Annotated in this window: 8 protein-coding genes and 1 pseudogene; 5 read left to right on the top strand and 4 right to left on the bottom strand. The window is 54.0% G+C overall.

Annotation, left to right across the window (positions count from 1 at the left end; all coding sequences use genetic code 11):
• The first annotated feature begins 27 nt into the window (after positions 1–27).
• Positions 28–426 (top strand): hypothetical protein, encoded by a 399-nt coding sequence (locus ACSQ3J_RS29560; RefSeq protein ID WP_156393839.1) that lies wholly within the window; start codon positions 28–30, stop codon positions 424–426.
• A gap of 585 nt (positions 427–1011) precedes the next feature.
• Positions 1012–1317, top strand: a complete 306-nt coding sequence (locus ACSQ3J_RS29565; RefSeq protein WP_436040932.1) for a hypothetical protein — start codon at positions 1012–1014, stop codon at positions 1315–1317.
• 74 nt (positions 1318–1391) lie between these two features.
• On the opposite strand, the gene ACSQ3J_RS29570 is transcribed toward ACSQ3J_RS29565, so the two are convergent.
• Positions 1392–1850 carry a ferritin-like domain-containing protein gene (locus tag ACSQ3J_RS29570; protein WP_436040933.1) on the bottom strand — a complete coding sequence of 153 codons (459 nt, stop codon included), beginning with the start codon at positions 1848–1850 and terminating at the stop codon, positions 1392–1394.
• A 149-nt stretch (positions 1851–1999) separates the two neighbouring features.
• Between ACSQ3J_RS29570 and ACSQ3J_RS29575 the strand changes: the two genes are divergently transcribed.
• A complete protein-coding gene (locus ACSQ3J_RS29575; RefSeq protein ID WP_436040934.1) occupies positions 2000–2179 on the top strand; it encodes a hypothetical protein in 180 nt (59 codons plus the stop codon).
• Positions 2180–2392: 213 nt separating this feature from the next.
• On the opposite strand, the pseudogene ACSQ3J_RS29580 reads toward ACSQ3J_RS29575, so the two are convergent.
• Positions 2393–2803 (bottom strand): annotated as a pseudogene (locus tag ACSQ3J_RS29580) (transposase); the annotation flags it as partial.
• On the bottom strand, positions 2785–3204 hold the full coding sequence (locus ACSQ3J_RS29585) for a transposase (protein ID WP_436040935.1): 420 nt from the start codon (positions 3202–3204) through the stop codon (positions 2785–2787). The pseudogene ACSQ3J_RS29580 and the gene ACSQ3J_RS29585, both read right to left, overlap by 19 nt.
• A 550-nt stretch (positions 3205–3754) precedes the next feature.
• On the opposite strand from ACSQ3J_RS29585, the gene ACSQ3J_RS29590 reads away from it, so the two are divergent.
• The gene (locus ACSQ3J_RS29590) at positions 3755–4543 is read left to right on the top strand and encodes an HAD-IIB family hydrolase (RefSeq protein WP_436040936.1); all 789 of its coding nucleotides are present in this window, start codon (positions 3755–3757) and stop codon (positions 4541–4543) included.
• A gap of 358 nt (positions 4544–4901) precedes the next feature.
• Here ACSQ3J_RS29590 and ACSQ3J_RS29595 read toward each other — a convergent pair whose 3' ends face one another.
• Positions 4902–5114 carry a hypothetical protein gene (locus ACSQ3J_RS29595; RefSeq protein WP_436040937.1) on the bottom strand — a complete coding sequence of 71 codons (213 nt, stop codon included), beginning with the start codon at positions 5112–5114 and terminating at the stop codon, positions 4902–4904.
• 228 nt (positions 5115–5342) lie between these two features.
• Here ACSQ3J_RS29595 and ACSQ3J_RS29600 point away from each other — a divergent pair.
• Positions 5343–6830 (top strand): cation:proton antiporter (locus ACSQ3J_RS29600; RefSeq protein WP_436040938.1); only part of this gene is annotated, 1488 nt, incomplete at its 3' end.

The raw sequence follows: 6830 nt of genomic DNA on the forward strand, positions 1-6830 counted from the left end.
ACGTAATTGTCCATGAGAGGATAAAGTATGGAACGCCTGGTTTTACATGTCGTCGCCCTGTTGTCTTGCGCATCACTGGCCGTGGCCCAAGACGATCTTTACCCCGGTAGACCTGGTCTGACATATCCAGAAGGGACACCCCAGGAAATTGCGACTTGCGCGAATTTAAGCGGAACAATTCTGAATTTTCAGGCTGAAAGTTATCAACGGGTCGATCTGTGGGCAACCGGACCTTTGACGATCGTGGATACAGACGGAGTGCTCTGGTATATCGGCATCTGCTCTTTGCCGGGCATCCGTGTGTTGTGTGTGACGTATTCTGACAACGGAATGCGTGTCGGCGAGGTCGTGACCGTCCGCGGTGGCATGGCGATTCAAGATAGCAAGCATGTTTTGCTTGACCCTTGCCTTGCCTCGCGCGATTGATGTCGCCTCTAAAAAGAAATGTTGGCACAACAGCTTCGAGCAATCCAGCATGGGGTGAAGCTCCATCGCAGCAATTCTCCCGAACCGTGACTTAGCGGATAAAGTGCAGGACCTTGGCGGACACGACTAACAGCTCGCTAGCTATAGTTCCATAATTCAGTGCGGCGTACCGGTGTGGCGCAGGTGAAAAATCAAAGACTTAACCAAAGAATGGAGTCAATCGGTTTGATTCCGTTCAAGGCGATGCGGTACTTCGCTTTCATCTCTACGTGCCGAGATTACCCCGCCTACGCAGCCACGGTTCGCTCCAAGAGTGCATTCGCCAAACAAAAGTGGAGCTTCTTGGCGACACGCTGAGCGCGGAGGCAAACTGCAGAAGCGTTACCGTAAAGTTGGGGAACATGTCGTTCAAGATGCCTGTGGACAAGAACTGCGCATCGGGCGGCATCATTGCCGCGCCGACCTTCATCATACTTTGCCCCAAAATACCTTGGCCGAGTTAAAAACCCTTGAGCAAACGGTAGCGCTGTTAGCACCTTGGGGGCGGAGCAAAAGCTGTTCCTCCAGACAGGTTGAGGTAACCTTATGAGCAAAACAGTAATCGACACCTTGACTGGTATGCACTTCACGGTTGATGACGCCGATGGAAGCTATGGTACGGGGCAAGTTGTTCGCCTCGCTGCGGAGGGGGTTTACTTTATCCGCTTTGACGGCAACAAGGTACCGCTCCCCTTGGAACTAGTGTCGATTGGCGAGATGCTGGAGGCCACCGAGGAGGAGTACAAGCGCTGGCGGTTCTTCGACACGGTCGAGGAAAGAAACAAATGGATCGAGTGGCTGGATGCTCCATCCAAACCTCGCGTCGTTTCGCTGGTGAGGCCGACAAAATGAAGGGCTATCTGGCTCGCTAAACCCCGGCACCAGTAAAGGTGACGAGGCTGTTTATATAGCGCTTTTCAGCTACGTTATTTATTGATGGCTGTGACTGCGAGGTTTGTCATCTTGCTGTTCGCAGCTTTTTCCTGGTCGAGAATTTCACTGAGGAACACATGTGCTTCCTCGTTACCCAGCACCTTCGCCCATTCCCGAAGTGATCCGTAACGCGCGATTTCATAGTGTTCGACTGCCTGACAAGCTGCGAGCAGGCCGGCGTCGAGAGCAACACCCTTTGCCTCTTCGATCAGGCCTTCGGCTTCCTTCAGCAAACCGTCGGTGGCATCGCATTTTACGCCTTCGGGCTTCACGCCAATGGTCTTGAAAACCTTATCCAGAGTTTTGATCTGGCCTTTAGTTTCTTCCAGGTGGTGGTCGATGGCCTTCTTGAAGTCAGGATTTTTTACCGCCTTTGACACCTTCGGCAGTGCTTTGGCGATAGCATTCTCGGCGTAGTACGCCGGAGAATTCCTCTTCCGTCGAGCAGTCACTGACGCCGGACCGCGACAGTGACGACGAGGGCCGGCGTGTCGAGGTCTCGTACTGGGAATCGGTACAGGAGAGTGACGATCCGGCCGAATACCGTCTCTATTTGAAGCGTTTTCCGGCGGGACAGTTTGCCGAATTGGCCAGGGGGCGCGTGGAAAACGGTGGAACTGGCGAACCCGATCCCGGCATCGAAGTCGCTTTCTGGGAGACCGTGCGAGACACAGCCAATTCGGAAATGATCGAAGCCTATTTGGCCAAATATCCGCAGGGGCAGTTCAACGGCCTCGCCAACATAATGCTGAACCAACTTCGCGCCAAGGCGAAAAAATGAAGACATAGGGAAAACCAGTCGCAGTCGTTGTGGCTTCGAAAATCCCGGCGTACCGCCCGGAGATGTCCGGCGTATCCACCTTCTGCTGAGGAGTTTCGATGTCACTTCAAATGCGCCCGAACATGCCACCGTTCATCATCACGCTGGGCGGTCAGGCGCACCAGCAGACTCCCGATCCAAGAAGCCGCCATCCCCGAAGGTGAACCGATTGATCTAGGCAGTGTGGACGGATTTGATCAAGATGAAGCCTGCGGCGATTGCGACGATGGAGGCGAAATTTTGTTTGGTCTTCTCGCATCGTAGCGCGACGCGCTTGAAGCGTTTGAGTTTTCCGACTGCTTGCTCGATGCGGGCGCGACCTTTGTAGAGCGCTTTGGGAAAGAACGTCGGCTTTGATTTTGCCGTTGAACGATAAGGAATGACGGGAACCACACCCCGCCTTCTTGCGGCCTGCCGGTTAGCCTTGCTGTCATAGCCCTTGTCGCCCATGGCGGCGCGGGGATCTACATCAGGGCCAAGGCCAAGCAGGATTGGAAAGTGCGGAGCGTCACCTTTTTCGCCCCCGGTTAGATCGAAGGCGATGGGATATCCGTCGAAATCGGTCTTCAGGTGGATTTTGGTCGAGAAGCCGCCTCGCGAGCGGCCAAGCGCTTGGCCATATTGCCCCCTTTTGCGCCTGCTGCCGAAACATGCGCGCGCACTACGGTGCTATCGAACATCTGAACCAGATCGGCCGACGTGGTCAGACTGGCAAGGTGCTCGAAGAAAATCTCAAATACGCCTGACTTGCTCAATCGGGAAAAGCGTTTCCAGACACTGTTCCAATGTCCATAGCGCTCCGGTAAGCCGCGCCAGGTGATATTGTTGACGGCGAAATAATGCAGGGCCTCCAAAAACAGCCGGTCATCTCGACCCTTGTCGCCCCGCCGCGGAAGCGAGGCGCGGAAAACCTCAAGTGCGACCGCCCAGTCCGCTTCTGTCATCTTCGTCAGCATCGCCGATCTCCTCTGAAACCGGCAACCCATGAATCATTCAAATACTGATTTGGGAATCGCAGAAATTAAACATGCGGCAATCCGTCCACACCGCCTAGGTCGGATTGCAAAATCCGACCTAAGAAGAGAAGTCAGCGCTCAACTTGACCGCTTGGCGCGAAATGGAAAACAACTTCAAGAGATATCGCGAACGGCTGAGTGTATCCATGCCGATCTATCAGCCTGCACCCAACCGATGCTCTCAAAAAGAAATAAAAACAAGACGTCAACACATTTATGCCGTAATCTGGCGGCGGGCGAAGTTACTAAACTTTAAGCCTTTGCGTCGGGGTCAGCGGACGTTTTTCAATATTCGTCGGAAAGAATTTCCCTTTTTGCCAAGTCGGAAGGTAAATTTGGTTATCGCCAGTCGGAACCGGGACGGTAACAGAATGCAAGATAGATCGGGCCTGCATCAAGGGATCACCGTGATTTGGCCCCACGTCAACGTTGTGTATTGGCAGGGCTTGCGAAGCAGTTCCTCGTGACCGGCAAGAGACGGACTTTACCAGCTTTGCACAAAGCAACGAAGGGGCCAACAATGAAACGACAGGAGTTGACGAAGGTGAGATTGTTTGCCGCCGATCTTGATGGGACACTGGTTGGAGATCGGGAGGCAGAGGCGTGTTTTTTCGAGGCTTGGACCAGCATCGAGGAGACCCGCAGGCCGCTGCTCGTTTACAATAGCGGAAGACTTCTCGATGATATCCGCAGGCTTCTGCCCGCAACCAATCTCCCGCCGGCCGAGGTACTTATCGGCGGCGTGGGAACGATGTTGCTCCGCTTTAGCTGCCTTGGGGATGGAAACGATTACACGAAGTCTTTCTCGACCGGATTTGACTGGGCTGCGATCGAGGATCTTCTAAAATCCACCGAGCCTCGGGCCGAATTACAGCCGATCGAGCATCAATCCGAATACAAGTCGAGTTGGTATCTGCAAAACGCCCAGCAGAATGAGTTGCACAACATTGAAACGACTTTGTCGGCCGCGGGCCTTCGCGTAAAGCTCGTATATTCAAGCAATCGCGATCTCGATGTCCTGCCATTGGGTGTCGACAAGGGGACAGCGCTCGTTTGGCTTTGCCGTCGGCTTCACGTTGACCTCGACGAAGTGCTGGTCGCCGGTGATACCAATAACGACCGTGGCATGCTCGAATTGCCGGGGATTAGAGGAATAGTCGTTTCCAATGCACGCGACAACTTGAAGATAATGGCGCAAAAAAATCCCCGTATTTTTTGTGCGTCGGCTGAGGAAGCGCGCGGCGTCATCGAAGGGCTTCATCACTTCGGTGTCCTGGAATCAAGACCGGAGCAATCGCTATGTTCTTGATGACAGCTGCCACTGCCGCTCTGCAGACCGCTCATGACCATTGAATTTTACGTGGTTATATGGCTTGCGGGTGCACTGTCGATATCAGTTATTCGAGGTATCACCGAAAGGTCTGCGGAGCAAAGCTATCAGAAATCGTGGCAGCTCCTTCTCGCGTTTTTTTGGCCACTTTTGGTGGCGGGGTTTATTTTGGGGCTTCTCCTGTGGATTCCCGGCACGCTGTTGCACCTTTACAAGAGATCAAGGCGGCCTCGACGCTAGCCGTGTTCCTCATCGCTTACAGTTTCGTTGCGCGAAGTTCGATTCGCCATTCAGGAAACGAGGCTACTGGTTGATCTCTGTTTTCGGTTTATTCCAGCTATATATCGAACAAGAAATCCTTAACATCGGGATTGCTTGGCTCGATGGACGTTGAACCTTCCTGCGTTCGGTGGCCAAGCAGGAGATCTATTTCGCTCTTTTCTGCTCCAAACTGGCTGATGATCCGAATTGCCTCCTGAGGACTGAGGCCGTAGTACTTTACGAGATCGTCAGGTTGGTAAGTTTCAGCAATCACTTGGGCTGCAGTCATGGTTTTCTCCTTTAAACAACAAGCCCGCTAAGGCGACATTGTTCCTCACGCCGATGCATGACGCCGATCCGAGTGAAATGCGGTCGCTTTCCTCTGCTGTTCAGTCCACCAAATGTTGGGAAGTATGACAAAGCGCGCGCAATCTATTTATCCGGGGCTGGCGCTTGATTGGAACGAGATCGCTTGGCGAGACGTTTCGGAAGACCAACACGGGGGCTAATCTAGACCATGAATTTCAAAGTAGCGGTGGGTCGGCGGGCTGCGTGGGTTGTACCCATTCTGGCGTTCGGAGTTTTTCTGGCGTGCAACTTTGCCTTCGCGGCTGAAGGAAAGCCGCAGGCGCCGTCTGAGGCGCTTTTTCTCATTCAGATCATGGTGCTGGTTGTCGTCGGCAGGCTGCTTGGGGAAGGCATGGTCCGCATGGGCCAGCCTTCGATCATGGGGCAGATCATTGGCGGTATCTTGCTCGGCCCATCAGTCTTCGGGTTGTTCCTGCCGGAGACCCAAGCCTATCTGTTTCCTGTGTCAGCAACGCAAATGGCGATGACTGATGCAGTCGCTCAGTTGGGTATCCTGTTTCTCCTTCTCCTGGCGGGCATGGAAACCGACATTGGCCTCGCCGTTAGACTGCGCAAGGCTGCCGCAGGCGTATCCATAACGGGTATTGTGGTGCCGTTCGCATTGGGTTTCGGATTGGGTCAGCTTTTACCGGAAAACTTGCTGCCAGATCCCGATGCCAGACTTGTGACGTCCCTTTTTCTCGGAACCGCGCTGTCGATTTCCTCGGTTAAGATTGTCGCATCCGTGGTTCGCGAAATGGACTTTATGCGCCGCAATGTGGGTCAACTGATTGTCGCATCCGCTATCATCGACGATACGGTCGGCTGGGTAATCATCGCGATCACCTTCAGCCTGGCGCAAAATGGCTCCGTAGATCTGGTCATCTTGGCGAAGAGTGTTTTGGGTACGCTGGCATTCATGGCGTTTAGCTTTACGATCGGGCGACGTCTTGTTTTCGAGATCATCCGTTGGACCAACGACAGCTTCAAGAGCGACCTGCCGGTCCTGAGTGCGATTATCGCGATCATGGGCACGATGGCGATCATCACCAATGCAATCGGCGTCCACACCGTTCTTGGCGCGTTCGTCGCCGGTGTGCTGGTTGGACAGTCTCCAATCCTCACCCGGCAGATCGACAGCCAGCTTCGGGCGATGACGACAGCACTGTTCATGCCAGTATTTTTCGGTCTCACGGGGTTGCATACGGACCTGAGCGTCCTAACAGATCCGTCGATACTACTTCTGACGCTGGGCCTTATACTCATCGCCAGCCTCGGTAAGTTCGCAGGCGCATTCGCCGGAGCAAAAATCGGCCGCTTCTCGAACGCAGAAGCGCTTGCTCTTGGATGCGGTATGAATGCCCGCGGTTCGACCGAAGTCATTGTGGCATCCATCGGGCTTTCTGTCGGGGTCCTAGACGAAAGGTTGTTTTCCGTCATTGTCGCCATGGCGGTGGTGACCACAATGGCTATGCCACCGACATTGCGATGGGCGCTTGCTCGACTTCCGATGCGCGAAGACGAGCGCGATCGTCTTGAACTGGAGGCGTTTGAGGAGAAGAGTTTTCTTTCAAAATTCGAGCGTATTCTCCTGGCAATCGATCATTCGGCCAGCAGTGACCTCGCTGCACGGATCTCCGGCCATTTTGCAGCGGTG

This window comes from Rhizobium sp. LjRoot98 (assembly GCF_964252935.1).
In the GTDB taxonomy this organism is placed as follows: domain Bacteria; phylum Pseudomonadota; class Alphaproteobacteria; order Rhizobiales; family Rhizobiaceae; genus Pararhizobium.